Origin of the sequence: Streptomyces sp. NPDC051677 (assembly GCF_044453465.1) — a bacterium.
Lineage (GTDB): Bacteria > Actinomycetota > Actinomycetes > Streptomycetales > Streptomycetaceae > Streptomyces.
This window is the reverse complement of sequence record NZ_JBITCT010000060.1, coordinates 38,293-53,551: the sequence shown is the minus strand read 5'-3', so window position 1 is coordinate 53,551 and position 15,259 is coordinate 38,293. Positions and strand designations below refer to the sequence as shown.

Genomic DNA, 15,259 nt, shown 5'->3' with positions numbered 1-15,259 from the left:
CGACCCGCTACGACAAGACCGCCGAGTCCTACCAGGCAGCTGTCACGCTCGCCTCGCTCCTGATGTGGGCGTGACATTTGAAGACAACTCCTAGCTCCCGCTGATCGCGAGCGGCGCGCCGTCCCGCGCACTTCGAGAAGCGCCATGGCTGCACAGACGGACCGCGGTGAATCCACCGAACCGCTGCGATCGCCTTGACGGGGCGGCGGCCGATCAGGCTGTCTCCTCGGCGGACAATCCGACCCGGTCGAGCGTGCAGAGGCCGGAGTGAAGACGACCTCGTCGTACTGGCTCAGGTCGCGCTCGGATGCAGCAATGCAAAAGCCGGTGAGCGGCTTTCACTCCAGCCCAGACCGTCAAGGCCTACCTGCGCAGCTCGTGCCGGCTGAGGTTGCGGTCAAGGGCCGGTGCCGGCGGGACGGGCCGGGCCGGGCCGGGCTGTCTCAACTGCTCGTGACAGCGAGCAGTACGCAGGCAGCAGCCGCGGCCAGGACGATCAACACGATGACGGTCCGGCGAGACGGGCGGAAGGACCGCCTGGGCCTGGCGGGAAGGGCGGCGGGCCGCAGGTGTCCCGGGCCGGTGCTGTCGGCCCGGGCGTGAAGGGCGTGACGCAGTCGTTGTTCGATCGCCTCGTGGCGGACCTGGCTGCGACTCATCGCCGGATCTCCGCAAGCCGCTGGCGGTGGCGGTGGGGAGGACGGGGGTGCGGCTGAGAGGGGGTGCTCGGTATCGAGGAATCTCCGGTTGTCTGTCGAGAGCGTCCAGGGCCCGGCCGGCCGTTGACTTGACCGTGGCGCGGGAGGTTCGAGGGTGTCGGCAATCTTCGGAGCCGCCATCAGCGAGCGGGTCACCGGTCGGCATGGGACCGCCCGCGGCACCGCGCGGGGTCGACACGGTGGTCACCATCAGGAGCGGTACCCCACCGATCGGGATGACACCTCCTACGGCCCACCCGACCGACGCGTCGGTCGTCTCAGCTTGACCACGGTCCGACCCGAACACTGCTCGAAGCCGTCGCCCATCGCGTAGTCCGCAGGTAGCCGGGGACGACGAGTGTTCACACCGTCGATCGCGCCCGCTACGATGCCTGGCCTCGCGCCCGTAAGCACCAGCCCCGCAGTATAGGGAGAGGAAAAGGAACTCGCAGGTGTGGAGGCGAGGCGGTCGTGGAACACCAGCACGTCGGCGGAGCCCGACCGCCGAGCGGACCGCTCAAGGAGTCCGAGGGAGCCCAGACAGCCCTCGCCGTCGTCGACGAACACGGCGTGATCGCCGAATGGAGCGAGGGCGCCCGCCGGCTGCTTGGCTATGCGACCGCGGAGGTCGTCGGCACACCGGCCGCCGACCTGGTCGACCTGCCGATACCCGACGAGACACTGCGCCAGCTGTCGTCCCTCCGGAGGTGGACCGGGACCGTCCGGCTGCGTCACCGGGACGGCCACGTGGAGAACGTCCGTCTGCTCGCTCACCACCAGACGGACGACGGCAGCGATGCTTACTGGCTGCTCCTGTCCACACTCACCGTCGGCGCCTTCGCTCCCGAGACGGACGAACTGGCGGAATGGAGCTTCTACCAGGCGTCGTGCTGTTCGATGGAGACATACGACACCCGCCTCCGTCTGGTCCACGCCAACCATTTCTCCGAGCGCGCCATGAACCTCTCCGAGGAGGAGATGCGTGGGCTCCTGCACTCGGAGATCGTGCCTCACGACGAGTTCGTCCGGGTCGAGCGGTGCATGGCGCAGGTACTGGAGTCCGGTCAGCCGCAGGATGTCGACGTCCAGGTCCAAGTCGCCGGCGAGCTTCGCAAGCAGGCCTGGTCACTGTCCCTCTACCCGCTCAAGGATGACCATGGCGTCCTTCGAGGAGTGGGACTGTCCGCGCACGACAGGACCGAACAGTACTGGGCTCACAAACGGCTGCAGCTGCTCAACGACGCGAGTGCACGCATCGGAAGCACGTTGGACGTCGTGCGCACGGCCCAGGAGCTCGTTGACGTGGCTGTTCCCGATTTCGCCGACTTCGCCACAGTCGATCTGCTCCCCGACGTCGAGCGTGCCGAGGCGGCGCCGATCGAGGAGACCGTGTCGGGGCCCGCTGCGGTAGGAGGATTCCGCCTCCGGCGCATCGCGCAGCAGTCGGTCCTGCCGGGGGTGATCGAGGCAGTGCTCCGGCCCGGCGACGTGGACATCTGGGGTGTGGGTTCTCCGACGGCGCAGTGCCTGGCCACTGGACAGGCCGTACTGCATGCCGAACTCGATCCGCAGTCGTCCGGCTGGGCGGTCGGACACCCCGACCGAAAGGCCACGATCCGGACCTACGGTATTCACTCCGCCATGGCCGTACCGTTGCAGGCTCGCGGCCACACCCTGGGCGTGGCGGTCTTCCTCCGTCATCAACGGCCGGAGTCTTTCGCCGAGGGCGACCTGCTCCTCGCGGAGGAGATCACCGCCCGGGCCGCGGTGTGCATCGACAACGCACGCCGGTACACACGTGAGCGGGACACAGCCCTGACCCTCCAGCGCACCCTGCTCCCCCGGAGTCTGCCGAGCCAGGTAGGGGTCGAGGCCACTTACCGGTACCTGCCGTCGGACACCGTGGCCGGTGTGGGCGGCGACTGGTTCGATTTGATCCCGCTGTCCGGCGCCCGAGTCGCTCTGGTCGTCGGAGACGTCGTAGGCCACGGTGTCCAAGCATCGGCGATCATGGGGCGGCTGAGGACGGCAGTCCGCACACTCGCCGACATCGACCTTCCCCCGGACGAACTCCTCACCCATCTGGACGATCTGGTCATCCGACTCTCCGAGGAAGCGGTCCCCGACGGCGCCGCACCTCCCGACCAGGTCACCGAAATGGCAGGCGGCCTCGGCGCCACATGCCTGTACGCCGTCTACGACCCGGTCTCGTGTACGTTCACCCTCGCCAGCGCCGGCCACCCGGCACCCGCCGTGGTCGGCCCTCTGGGAGATGTGGACTTCGTGGAAATACTGCCCGGCCCGCCACTGGGTCTGGGCGGGCTCCCTTTCGAGACCAGCGAAGTCGTCCTTCCAGCAGGCAGCCTGATCGCCCTGTACACAGACGGACTCGTCGAGTCCGCCGAGCAGGACTTGGATCAGGGCACCGAACGGCTCCGGAGGGCTCTCGCCCGCCCGTCGACGTCGCTGGAAGACATCTGCGACACCGTACTCGCCACCGTGCCGCCTGAACGCCCCGCCGACGACATCGCTCTTCTCGTCGCCCGCACCCGGGCCTTCGACCCACGGCTCGTAGCCACGTGGGATCTGCCGGCGGATCCTTCCGTGGTAGCCCGAGCCCGAAAGCTCGCCACCGGTCAGCTGGATGCCTGGAACCTGCAAGAGGTGTCCTTCGCCGCCGAGCTGGTGGTGAGCGAACTGGTCACCAACGCGATCCGGCACGCCTCACCACCCATCCGACTGCGCCTTCTCCGGGACCGTCAACTGATCTGCGAGGTTTCGGACACCAGCAGCACCGCCCCGCACCTGCGCCGCGCTCGTACGTACGACGAGGGCGGGCGCGGCATACTCCTCGTGGCACAGCTCAGCCGCAGCTGGGGCACGCGCCAGACCGGCACAGGCAAGACCATCTGGGCGGCACTGAGCCTGGAGTCCCCGTCCTCCGTGTGATCGCCACCTCACGATCCTGGTGCCGGGTAATCCTTGAGCATCCGGCACCGCATCACATCAACGGCGGCAGCCCCGGCCGTCAGCGCGGCGGCGGTCGGGAATGCTCGGGATGACGCCGAAGACGTTGATGTCGAACACATTCTGGTGCTGGGCCAAGGGCTCCTCGGTGGCGCCCGACGAGCCGATGCCGGCGTTGTTGACCAGCACGTCGACCCGGCCGAACCGATCGATGAGTTCGGCGTGCGGGTTCTGCTCGTCGAGCCCGGCGGGACCAACACCGCGTTCGAGGGCAACCTCGTACAGCCCGACACGCCGCTGCCGGTCTACGCGAAACAGCGGCGCATCGTCGACCAAGTGATCGCCGAAGCGGTCACGGGCGGCGTCGCCGCACCGTCGTCGCCCAGACCATCATCACGGCGGCCACCGCACACAAGCCGCGGCTGCGCTCCACAGCCGGCCCGTTCGCCCGACGCATCAGCCTGCTACGCCGCATGGTCCCCGCCCGAGTCTTCGACCAGCAGATCCGCAAGTTCAACAACCTGGCCGGCTGACACCTCGCCATCGGCCTCCATTCGAAGCGATCATGTTCTGACCGCGATTCCGTGAAGCCTGAGCCCGGCCCAGCGGCAGGGCTTCATGGCCGGGATCATCTACGCCAGCGCCTGGGCGGCGACGGCTGTTCCTGCGAACAGAACGCCAGCGCGGCTTCGCTTCGCCGACCAGGCCTGACATCGACCCCGGTGTTGGAGAAGTTCGCGGAGATGATGTCGACCGAGGGCAGTCCGCCGGAGGACACGGCCCGGGATATCGGTCCGGGGATGGCCGCCGGCATGGCGGCGATGAAGATCGCGCCGCCGACGAAGGCCGCGACGAGCGAGGCGATGACCGAGCGGGGCGCGTTGCGGCGGGGATCGACCGACTCCTCGGCGAGGGTGGAGGCGGTGTCGAAGCCGAACATCACTCACAGGCCGACGAACGAGGCCACCGCGATCAGTTGAGGCGCCGGTGCAGCTGTTGCTCGTAGCCGAACACGGACAGGTCGTCGCCTGCGCCGTCGGCCGTCGCGGAGGCGCCGCCGCCCTGTCCGACCGCCACGGTCCGTACGTCGTCTGAGACGTCGGCACCCATCACGGGCCCTTCAGTGATCTTTTGGCCGCCAGGAAGTCGGTTTGGTATGCGGGAGTTGGTATGCGGGAGGTATATCAACTCACGCCGGCTCTGCCCCGGGCAGAGCCGGCGTGCGGCGTCACAGGATGCTGTCGATGAACGTGCGCGTGGACTCGTGCACGGGCGCGTCGATGACCTGGGACGGCGGGCCCTTCTCCACGAGCTTGCCCTCGGACATGAAGACCACCTCGTCGGCGACACCGCGGGCGAAGCCGATCTCATGCGTGACCACGATCATCGTCATGCCGCTGGTCGCCAGGCGCTTCATCACGTTGAGCACCTCACCGACCAGCTCGGGGTCCAGGGCCGAAGTCGGCTCGTCGAAGAGCATGACGCTGGGCTTCATCACCAGGGCACGGGCGATGGCCACGCGCTGCTGCTGACCGCCGGACAGGGTGCTCGGGTAGACGTCGGCCTTGTGCGCCATGCCCACCTCCTCCAGCGCCTGCAGCGCGTCCCTCATGGCCTCGGCCTTGTCCACGCCCTTGACCCGGCGCGGGGCCTCGATGAGGTTCTCCATCACCGTCATGTGCGGGAAGAGGTTGTACGACTGGAAGACCATGCCGGTCTTGGTGCGCTGTTTCGCCACGGCGGACGTCGGCAGCTCGTGGAGCTTGTCGCCCTTGACGCGGTAGCCCATCACCTCGCCCTCCACGACGACGGTGCCGCTGGAGGGGCGTTCGAGGTGGTTGACACATCGCAGCATGGTGCTCTTGCCGGAACCGGATCGTCCGAGGATCACGACCACTTGGCCGCGGCGCACCTCCAGGTCGACGCCCTTGAGGACCTCGACCGGGCCGAAGTTCTTGTGGAGGTCGATGATCCGGACGATGGGGTCGGTCGTCGAGGTGACAGGGGTACCGGGCGCGGATGCTGGTGCGCTCATGGGGTCTTCACAGTCCTTTCGTCACGCCGGGGTCGGGTTGTCGTGGGACTGGGACCGCTGCGAGACCCGGGAGCCGAGCGACCGGAGCTTGGCGAGTCCGCCGGGCCGGCTCGCGCCGACCTGGATGCCGCGGCCGTAGTGCCGCTCGATGTGGCTCTGGGCGTAGGAGAGGACCGTCGTGCACAGCAGGTACCAGAACGAGATCACGACGAGCAGCGGGATCGTGCGGAAGTTCTGCGAGTAGATCAGCTGCGCCGAGTACAGCAGGTCGGCGAGCGCGATGATGCTCACCAGCGAGGTGTGCTTCAGCATGCCGATGACCTGGTTGCCGGTGGGCGGGACGATGACCCTCAGCGCCTGGGGCAGGATGACCCTGCGGAAGGTCAGCCAGCGGTTCATGCCGAGCGCGACGGCCGCCTCCTGCTGGTGCTTGGGCACCGAGAGCAGGCCGCCGCGGACGATCTCGGCCATATAGGCCGACTCGTTGAGGGTCAGTCCGATAATGGCGACGGCCCACAGACTGAGCACGCTGTTGGTGGCCGCACCGGCGATCTCCGGACCACCGAACGGCACGCTCAGCGACAGCCGGGGGTACAGGGCCGAGAGGTTGAACCAGAAGATCAGCTGCACCAGGAGCGGGGTCCCGCGGAAGAACCACAGATAAGCGCCCGAGAGGTACGACAGCACCCGGTTCTCCGACATCCGGCAGGCGGCCAGGACGATGCCGAGGACGATGCCCAGCGTCATGGCGACCGCGGTGAGGAGCAGCGTGGTGCCGAGACCCTTCATGATCTCTTCGTTGAACAAGTACTCCCGGACGACCGGCCATTCGAAGTTGTCGTTGGTGAACACGGAGTAGCCGAGACTCGCCGCGACGAGGAGTACGAACAGGGCGGCCAGCCGGCGACCGGGGTAGCGCATCGGCACGAGGTCGGTGGGCGGGGTGGCTGACGGGTCCACACGGGTGGAGTCCGTGGCGGTGGCTGTTTTCATCGGTGGTCTCCCCTCGGTCAGCCGGCAGAGGCCGGGAGGATCTCGGCCTTCTTGATCAGGCCCTTGCCGGCGTTGAACTCGTCAAGGGTCTTCTGCAGTTCACCGTTCTCGATCAGATGGTCGGTGGCCGCCTGAATCGCCTTCGCGAACTTCGCCGTGTCGGCGTTGCGCCCCAGCACCAGACCGGTCTTGTAGCTGGGGGCCCAGGGCAGGTCGATCAGGGAGAACTGGTTCTTGGCCTGGCTCATCACATAGGCGATCTGGCTGGCGCTGCTCACCGCCGCCTCGACGCGTCCGCCGCGCAGGGCGAGGTTGACGCTGGCCTGCGAGTCGAAGGTCTTGACGGTGATCGGGTCCTTGCCCGCGCTCTTGCACTTGCCCACCAGGCCCGAGGCGAGCTTCGCCTCGGCGGAACCGAGCAGCGCGGCCACCGTGTGACCGCAGAGGTCCGTCTCGCTGCCGGCGCTGGTGATCTTGCTGCCGGCGGGGACCATGAGGGCGTCGCTGGACTCGTGGTTGGTGACGAAGGTGACGGTCTCCGTGCGCTCGTCCGTCGCGTAGATCTCCCCGGTCGCGCCGTCGTAACGGGCCGCCTGCAGACCGGCGATGATGCCGTTGAACGGGACGATCTTTATCTTGACCTTCAGGCCCATGACCGCGGCGATCTGCTGGACGTTCGAGATGTCCCAGCCGGTGGGGTCTCCGCCGGTGGCGGACTCGATCACCGCGGGCGGGTAGGTGGCGGCGGCGATCGTCAAAGTGCCCTTGTCGGCAATGGACTTGGGGACCAAGGCGGCGATCGAGTCGACCTTCTTCGTGCTGCTGCCAGCCGCGGCGGTGGACGAGGTCGTATCGGCGGACGAACCGCAGGCGGCGGTCGATCCGAGCAGAGCAATGGATCCGATGATCGCCCCGAGGCGAAGCGGACGTGACTCGCGAAGACGCTTCATGACTCTCCTATGGCTGGAATTCCCGGGGATCGATTCCGGCATGGGCCCTGATTTCGACTGCGCAGGGCTCGCTGATGGCAGGTAACTTCGCACCTTCACTCAGGCCTGACAAGATGTGATCACAGATCTTTTTTTCGCTACCATCCGCGATAACGCCTCTGACCTGGGGAAACCATCCTGGTAACGAATTGGCGAGCGTACGCCGAGGCGATCACGACGATCGCAAGGACGGCTCGGCGGCCACGAAGCCCGCTCCTCGGCCCGGCCGCACGGGTCGACGCGATACGTGGCGAGCACGCAGTCGATCCGTAATCAGCCGGGCGGATGTCGGCCAACCCCAGCCGTGAGAGAGAAAGGCAAGGCAGCGGCTCTGCCGGGTGCACGACTCAGTGACTACGGCCGCGTACGGCCCTGCGAGCCGTCTACCGCTGAACCAGCTGCGCCTTGATCCGGTCGGTCGCCTCTTCCAACGACTCGTTGTTGATGATGGCCGCGGCCTCGGCATCGCGCTCATGGGCGGCCTCGAGCAGACGCTCCTGGTGGCGCCACAACGCATCGTCGCCGGGAATGCCGAGCGCCGCTCGGGCGCCGACGATCTTGTACGCGCGGCAGTGCTGCCACAAGGTGCGGATGGTGTTCACCAGGACGGGGTTGCCGGCGGCCTCATACAGGATCGTGAGCAGGGCCTCGTCGTGGTCGAGGTACGGGGTGACGTCACCGTCGATGATCGCTTGCCGCATCAGCTCGAACTCCTCACGCATCCGAGCGATGTCCGGCTCACCGATGAGCGCGGCGCCTCGGCGCGCGGCCTCCACCTCCAGGATCCGCCGGGTGTCGTAGACGTGGAGCAGGTCGGCGGGGTGCTGGCCCTTCACCACCGAACCCTTGTGCGGAACGCGTTCGGCGAAGCCGGCTTCCTCCAGACGCCGGATCGCTTCGCGCACCGGCATCACGCTGGTGCCGACCTCGGCGGCGAGATCGCGGATGCGCAGGCGGTAGCCGGCCGGATACTCGCCGCTCATGATCGCCTCATGCAGCACCGTGTACACCTTGTCGGTCAGCGAGGGCGACGGCTCGACACGTTTGGACATACGCACGACTGAATCATAAACAGCCTGGTCGGCGGCAAGGGTTGGGCGAACGCACTCATCCGCAGACCCCGGCGGCCGATCCGCCGCGACGGAAACTTCCCCGTGAACTTCTCTCAGGCATTGTGTGATGTGTGATCACATCCTAGGCTGCGGGCAGTCCTGACGAGACCGGAACTCCTTCGGTCTTCGCGCGACGTTCTCCCGCGCCCAGTCGACCCGCCCGCAGGCAGACAGGCTCACCCCTCCCCGGCGTCTGAGGATCCCTGAACACAGCATCGAGAAGAGGCACCCATGAAGGACGTGGTCATCGTCGGCGGCGGCATCGCCGGTCTCGCCGCGAGCTGGCGATTGCGGCATTGGGACACTTTGCTGCTGGAGTCCGAGTCCCGGGTCGGTGGCCGTATCCGTTCGGAGCGGCGTGGGCCGTACTGGCTGAACTGGGGCGGACATGTCTACGCCGGCGGCACGTCCGCGACCTCGTGGCTGCTGAACGACACCGGCGTCGACTCGGTCCCGGTGCCCGGCTCGCTGGCCGGCCTGTCGATGAACGGCAAGCTGCTGCTCAAGGGCCGGGTGGAGACGTATCCGTTCCGGATCCCGATGCCGATGTCGGCGCGGGTCGGCATGGTCAAGGCGGGCGCCAAGGTCGCCCTGCACGTGGCCCGCTACGCCCGGATCGTGCAACGCCGCGCCGGGGAGACCGAGGCCCAGCGCCAGCAGCGGGTCTACGACTTCATGAACGACCGCTCCTTCAAGGACTTCATCGGCGACCTGCCCGAGGACGCCGAGGCCCTCTTCAAGCCGACGGTGACGCGTTCGGCGGCGGACATCGACCAGCTCTCCGCGGGCGCCGGGGTGGGCTACTTCAGCCTGGTGTGGAACATCGGCGCCGGGCTCTCCCAGAGCATCCTGGGCGGACCTTCCACGCTGACCGAGTCCATCGCCGCGGCGCTGGGCGAGCGGATACGGCTGAACGCCTGCGTCGAGGAGATCGTCGAGAAAAAGGACTCCGTCGTCGTGCGTTACCAGGAAGGCGACGTGTCCCGCGAGGTCGAAGCGCGCTGCGTAGTGCTGGCGACGCCGGCGACGGTGGCGCACCGGGTCGCCGTCGACCTCGACCCTGATGTCCGTGAGGCCCTCTCGAAGATCGTCTACGGCCCGTATGTCAGCGCCGCGTTCCTCAGCAACGAGTGCGGCCGCCAGGTCTGGGACGACGCCTACGGCATCGCCACCCCGAAGCGGTCCTTCAACGTCGCGCTGAACATGTCGAACGTCGTGCACGGCTACTCCGCCGAGCGCCGGCCCGGCAGCAGCATCATGACCTTCTCCCCAGGCAGCCTGGCCCGCGAGCTCCTCGAACACGACGACGACAAGATCCGCCGGATCTACCTCGACGACCTCGACCAGGTCCTGCCCGGCTTCCCCGACCACGTCGTCGAAGCCGAGATCCAGCGCTGGCCCACCGGCGCCCCGTACTGCTTCCCCGGCCGCGGCAAGCTCCAGCAGACCCTGACCCGCCGCACCGGACGCGTCCTCCTGGCCGGCGACTACCTCGGCACCCTCTACACCGAGACCGCCATCCAGACCGGCCTGTCCGCCGCACACGAGGCCCGCAGCCTGCTCGCCACCCACCGGCAGACCACACGCACGCCCTATGCCCCGGTCGCCTGAAACCCGCCCGACTCCCCCAGAACCCTGGAGCCCCCTCATGACATCAGGCCTCAGCGGCATCCTCACCGCGCTCGCCACCCCCTTCACGCCCGACGACGCCATCGACGAGAAGCTGCTGCGCCATCTGGTCGACCGCAGCATCGACGGAGGGGTCGACGGCGTCGTCGCCTGCGGCTCGACCGGCGAGTTCGCCGCGATGACCGGCGCCGAACGGCGCCTGCTCGTCGAGACCGTCGTCGACCAGACGGCCGGACGCATCCCGGTCGTCGCCCAGACCGGCGCCGTCAGCACCCGCGAGGCCATCGCCCTCTCCCGGCACGCCGAGTCCGCCGGAGCCTCCGTGCTCATGGTCGTCGCGCCGTACTACGAGCCGCTGACCATGGAAGAGACGCTGCGCTACCTGGGTACCGTCGCCGACTCCGTACAGATCCCGATCATGCTCTACAACCTCCCGGGCGCCACCGGCGTGAACCTCGATCCCGAGACGGTCGGCGAGTTGGCCCGCCGCCACCAGAACATCCGCTACATCAAGGACACCAGCGCCGACATGGCCCAGGCCGGGCAGCTCATCCACCGCCACGGCGACGTCATCTCCACCTTCATCGGCTGGGACAGCCTCCTGCTGACCGCGATCTCCGAGGGCGCCGCCGGTGTCATGGCGGGGACGGCGAACGTCATGCCTGCCGAACTCGTCTCCGTCCACCGCGCGTTGGCGGCCGGCGAACTGGACCGCGCACGAACCGAATGGGCGCGCATCTACCCGCTGATGGACACGATCATGTCCGCCCCCTTCATACCTGCCGTCAAGGCCGCCCTGGAGGAGATCGGCCTCCCGGTCGGCGCCCCGCGAGAGCCGCTGCTCCCGGTGGACGACGCGACCCGGGCACGTATCGCCGCCGCCGTCGCCTCACTGCCCCGGCTCTCAGTGGCGCAGTGAGGTGCAGGCGCCGCGATGAGAATCCTGGACGACGACGCCGTACGCGCCGTGTTCGACCTGGACACGGCAAAGGCCTCACAGCGTGCGGCCTTCCTCGCCCTTGCCCGGGGCGATGCGTGGCAGCCCGGAAAGATCATGGGTGGGCGGGACGGCGACCCTGACACCGTCTTCTGCTACGCCGCCCGCCTGGCCGGCGTCTCCGGCGCCGTCTGCAAGTTCGGCAGCGTGAATCCCGGCAACGCGGAACGCGGCCTGCCGACGATCCACGCCGTCGTCACCGTCCTCGATCCGGAGACCGGGGTACCGCTCGCTCTCATGGACGGGACGACCCTGACGACGCTGCGCACGGCGGCGGCCTGCGCGGTCGCGGTGCGGGCTCTTGCCGCTGAGGACGCCCACCGGCTCCTCGTACTGGGGTCGGGTGTGCAGGCCCGCGCCCACGTACGGGCTCTGTGCCACGACGGCAGCTTCGAGGACGTACGTCTGTGGTCGCCGAATCCGGCGAACCTCGCGGCGGCCGTGACGGAGTTGCGTGATGAGGGGTACAAGGTCGAAGCGGTCACGACCCCGGAGGCGGCGCTCGCCACGGCGGACGTCGTCGTCTGCGCAACACTGGCCACCGAACCGCTGTTCAACGCGGCCGACCTCACCGCCGGCACCACAGTCATCGTGGTCGGCTCCTTCGCACCGCACCGGCACGAGATCGGCCCCGACGTCCTCGCGGCCAGCCGTCGTGCCGTCGTCGACCACGCGCCCACAGCTCTGCGGAACTGCGGCCCGCTGATCACCGCCGGGCACCCGGACGTCGTCGAACTCGGGCACGTCCTCGCGGACACCGCGACCGGCCGTGACAGCGACGACGACATCATCACCTACTTCAGCTCCGGCCTCGGCATCCAGGACGCGGCGGCTGCCTGGACCGTCCACCAGCGCGCCGAGCGGCTGAACATCGGCCACACCCTGAACTGGTCCTCGACGTAAGGAAGTCCCGGCATGACCACGAACGTCCGCCGCGCTGTCGACGCGGCTCCCCTGGTCCACGAGGGCGACCTGCCCCCGGCCCGCCTCTTCGTGGGCGGCAAGTTCCTCGACTCCTCCTCCGAGCAGTACACCGACGTGATCGATCCGTGTACGGAGCGTCTGATCGCCCGTATCCCCGACGGGACCGTCGAGGAGGTCGACGAAGCGGTCGCGGCCGCCCTCGCCGTCAAGGAGGAGTGGGCGCGGCTGGTGCCCAAGGAACGCTCCGAAGTGCTGCACGCGATCGCCGACCGGCTCGCCGACCACGCCGACCTGCTGGTCCGCCTGGAGGCGGCCAACACCGGCAAGCCCATGTCAGTGGCTCAGGACGACGTCTCCAGCACGATCGACACGTTCCGCTTCATGGCGGGTGCCCTGCGCGCGACCACCAGCCTGGCCGCCGGTGACTACGCCGAGGACCACCTCTCCGTCATCCTGCGCGAGCCCCTGGGCGTAGTCGGCGTCGTGACGCCGTGGAACTATCCCCTCCTGATGGCCGCCTGGAAGCTGGCGCCGATCCTCGCCGCGGGCAACACCCTGGTGCTCAAGCCGTCCGAGCAGACGCCGTTGACCACGTTGAAGCTTGCCGAGCTGGTCGCCGACCTGTTGCCGCCGGGGGTGCTGAACGTGGTGACGGGCACGGGCCCCGTGGTCGGGGCCCGGCTGGCGGAGCACCCCGATGTGGCCATGATCGCGCTGACCGGGTCGGTCAACAGCGGCCGCGCGGTCGCCCGCACGGCCGCCGAGTCCCTCAAGCGCGTCCACCTCGAACTCGGAGGCAAGGCGCCGGTCGTCATCTTCGAGGACGCCGACCTCAAGGCCGCGGCAGCCGCGCTGCGCGTCGCGAGCTTCTGGAACTCCGGCCAGGAGTGCGGAGCCGCGTGCCGGATCCTCGTCCACGCCTCCGTCGCGGACCGGTTCGTCGAGGAACTCGTGCGCGAGGTGGGCGAGCTGGTCGTCGGTGATCCGCAGTCAGGCGAGGACGTGGAGGTCGGCCCGCTTGTCTCCAAGGCGCACTTCGACCGCGTCCTCGGCTACCTGGACCGGGCGCAGAGCGCCGGAGCGCGGGCCGTGATCGGCGGGGGCGCGTTGGAAGGCACGGGCTATTACGTGGCTCCGACCGTTCTGGTCGACGTGGCCGAAGGATCGGAGATCACCCGTGAGGAGGTCTTCGGACCTGTCGTCACCGTCGAGACATTCACCGACGAGGACGAAGCGGTCCGCCGCGCCAACGGTGTCCCCGTCGGGCTCGCGGCCTCCGTGTGGACCGAGAGCGCGCGCCGCAGCCATTCCGTCGCCGCGCGCCTGGACTCCGGCACGGTCTGGGTGAACTCGCATCTCGTCCTCGCCAACGAGGTTCCCTGGGGCGGGTTCAAGGGCTCGGGCTACGGTCGCGACCTGTCGGTCTACGCGTTGGACGACTACTCCCGGACCAAGCACGTGATGCACAACCACAGTCGCTGAGACCGCAGTGGGCCGCGGCCCCCATGACGCAGGCCAGTGCGCCGGCGCGCCACGTCGGCGATCGGGCGTCGGTCCGGGGCCCTCTCCACGACAGGGCGCTGCTGGCGTTCCACGCACCCGCCGCACCGGAGGCCGAATGCCGCATCGCGCGGGCATTCGGCGCCGCGTCGGCCGTCGAAGGCCTGCAACACCTGCGCCACGCAGTGGACGCACCGCGCGCTGCGCGACCACGGCTTCGACGATCCCCGGGTGACCGCCCACACTCTGCGGCAGCTGCTGCGAGCCGCATGGCGAGGGACGGACCCATCGGCGGCGGCCGACGAGGAGGACAGCCAGACGACCCCCGCCGCCGGACGCAATGCCACCTCAGCAGGCTAGTTGGCCGCCTTCCGTGCCTGCCGGGCGTGCACGTAGGCGCGGCCGTAGTCGTTCCCGTGCGGAGTGCGCAGCACGGTGTGGATGTGGAACGGCTGCGGGGTGTCGTAGTCGAGGAACACGCCGCAATGGCGGTCGAGTTCGGCGATGAGTACGGGTGACTGGACGCGGTAGTAGAAGACGTCGCCCACCTCGTGCCCGCCGATCCAGCTGAACCATGTCTCATCGAGGTGCTCGCGGATCTCGCGCATCCGGGCCGCGCGGGGGCCCTCGGGCAGCAAGGACACGAATCGGCGATCTCCAGGAGGATCTCCCCGGCCTTCTCGGGCATGGCCGTGGCCCGGAGGCCTTCGGACGGGATCACCCGGTTGTCCTGGAAGGCACCGGCGAGGTGGCGTTCGTCTCCGGGGTGGACGCGGCCGGGCGGCATTTCGGGATCGACCATGCGCTGGTAAACAGTGGCGGTGGATCGCTGGTCCGCAGAGAGCGAGGCCATCAGGTCCGTACCCAGCCGGATCCGGTCGGTGAACGCCATCGTGCCGGCGCGCGGGCCGTCGTCGATCTCGTTGGGTTCGGCGCCGAGGAACACGGGACCGAGGACCATGCGCCCTTCCACGACCAGGCAGTTGACGGCGCAGTGATGGCCGAACAACTGCCAGCCCCAGGGCGCTGTGGGGTGGGGGTCGCCGTAGAGCGCGATGTTGTAGCTGAACTCGTTGAGGATGGCATCCAGGCCCACGACCTCGCCGAGGAAGACGTTGATCAGCATCATGTCGTGCACCAGGCGGAAGCCCCCGGGGCTGAGCGACGCCTCGACCAGCGCGAGGGCCTTCTCGCGGACCCCGGGGGTCAGGAACTCCAGACGGATGCCGGTGTCGAACCGCAGGAACTCCGGGTTGGCCCAGGTCTGCCACTCGACCGCGTCCACGGGGTGGTTCAGCTTGGCGCGGCCGTCCTCGTCCAGGGCCGCCAGCAGGTCCCGGGCGGCGGCGACCATGGCGGCGACGGGAGCTCCTCATCACGGACGGCGTGGTGACGGAGGAGGGTGTGCGCATCAT

General features: G+C 68.6%; 13 protein-coding genes and 1 pseudogene. 6 read left to right on the top strand and 8 right to left on the bottom strand.

Features of this window, described 5'->3' with window-relative positions:
- The first annotated feature begins 1,169 nt into the window (after positions 1-1,169).
- Positions 1,170-3,647, top strand: a complete 2,478-nt coding sequence (locus tag ACIBAF_RS42640; RefSeq protein WP_399471037.1) for a SpoIIE family protein phosphatase — start codon at positions 1,170-1,172, stop codon at positions 3,645-3,647.
- A 57-nt stretch (positions 3,648-3,704) separates the two neighbouring features.
- On the opposite strand, the gene ACIBAF_RS42635 is transcribed toward ACIBAF_RS42640, so the two are convergent.
- The 7 genes from ACIBAF_RS42635 to ACIBAF_RS42605 all read right to left on the bottom strand — a co-directional run bounded on the left by ACIBAF_RS42635 (position 3,705) and on the right by ACIBAF_RS42605 (position 8,734).
- Entirely contained in the window at positions 3,705-4,001 is a 297-nt protein-coding gene (locus ACIBAF_RS42635) for an SDR family NAD(P)-dependent oxidoreductase (RefSeq protein ID WP_399471035.1), read from the bottom strand.
- A 292-nt stretch (positions 4,002-4,293) separates the two neighbouring features.
- A complete protein-coding gene (locus ACIBAF_RS42630; RefSeq protein ID WP_399471033.1) occupies positions 4,294-4,605 on the bottom strand; it encodes a hypothetical protein in 312 nt (103 codons plus the stop codon).
- 32 nt (positions 4,606-4,637) lie between these two features.
- Positions 4,638-4,775, bottom strand: coding sequence for a hypothetical protein (locus ACIBAF_RS42625; RefSeq protein WP_399471031.1), 138 nt, complete (start codon positions 4,773-4,775; stop codon positions 4,638-4,640).
- A gap of 118 nt (positions 4,776-4,893) precedes the next feature.
- Positions 4,894-5,700: an amino acid ABC transporter ATP-binding protein gene (locus tag ACIBAF_RS42620; protein ID WP_399471029.1), complete on the bottom strand. Its 807-nt coding sequence runs from the start codon at positions 5,698-5,700 to the stop codon at positions 4,894-4,896.
- A 21-nt stretch (positions 5,701-5,721) separates the two neighbouring features.
- Positions 5,722-6,693: an amino acid ABC transporter permease gene (locus ACIBAF_RS42615; protein WP_399471027.1), complete on the bottom strand. Its 972-nt coding sequence runs from the start codon at positions 6,691-6,693 to the stop codon at positions 5,722-5,724.
- Between the two features lie 17 nt (positions 6,694-6,710).
- Positions 6,711-7,643, bottom strand: coding sequence for a transporter substrate-binding domain-containing protein (locus tag ACIBAF_RS42610; protein ID WP_399471025.1), 933 nt, complete (start codon positions 7,641-7,643; stop codon positions 6,711-6,713).
- A gap of 422 nt (positions 7,644-8,065) precedes the next feature.
- The gene (locus tag ACIBAF_RS42605; RefSeq protein ID WP_399471023.1) at positions 8,066-8,734 is read right to left on the bottom strand and encodes a GntR family transcriptional regulator; all 669 of its coding nucleotides are present in this window, start codon (positions 8,732-8,734) and stop codon (positions 8,066-8,068) included.
- A 291-nt stretch (positions 8,735-9,025) separates the two neighbouring features.
- On the opposite strand from ACIBAF_RS42605, the gene ACIBAF_RS42600 reads away from it, so the two are divergent.
- From ACIBAF_RS42600 to ACIBAF_RS42580, 5 genes are all read left to right on the top strand, one after another.
- A complete protein-coding gene (locus tag ACIBAF_RS42600; protein WP_399471021.1) occupies positions 9,026-10,405 on the top strand; it encodes a protoporphyrinogen/coproporphyrinogen oxidase in 1,380 nt (459 codons plus the stop codon).
- A 37-nt stretch (positions 10,406-10,442) separates the two neighbouring features.
- Entirely contained in the window at positions 10,443-11,342 is a 900-nt protein-coding gene (gene dapA / locus ACIBAF_RS42595) for a 4-hydroxy-tetrahydrodipicolinate synthase (RefSeq protein WP_399471019.1), read from the top strand.
- Between the two features lie 15 nt (positions 11,343-11,357).
- The gene (locus tag ACIBAF_RS42590; RefSeq protein WP_399471017.1) at positions 11,358-12,323 is read left to right on the top strand and encodes an ornithine cyclodeaminase family protein; all 966 of its coding nucleotides are present in this window, start codon (positions 11,358-11,360) and stop codon (positions 12,321-12,323) included.
- A 12-nt stretch (positions 12,324-12,335) separates the two neighbouring features.
- Positions 12,336-13,826 carry an aminobutyraldehyde dehydrogenase gene (locus ACIBAF_RS42585; protein WP_399471015.1) on the top strand — a complete coding sequence of 497 codons (1,491 nt, stop codon included), beginning with the start codon at positions 12,336-12,338 and terminating at the stop codon, positions 13,824-13,826.
- Positions 13,827-14,075: 249 nt separating this feature from the next.
- Positions 14,076-14,204: a hypothetical protein gene (locus tag ACIBAF_RS42580; RefSeq protein ID WP_399471013.1), complete on the top strand. Its 129-nt coding sequence runs from the start codon at positions 14,076-14,078 to the stop codon at positions 14,202-14,204.
- Here ACIBAF_RS42580 and ACIBAF_RS42575 read toward each other — a convergent pair.
- Positions 14,201-15,198, bottom strand: a pseudogene (locus tag ACIBAF_RS42575) (DUF3500 domain-containing protein). The gene ACIBAF_RS42580 and the pseudogene ACIBAF_RS42575 overlap by 4 nt on opposite strands.
- Positions 15,199-15,259 lie beyond the last annotated feature (61 nt).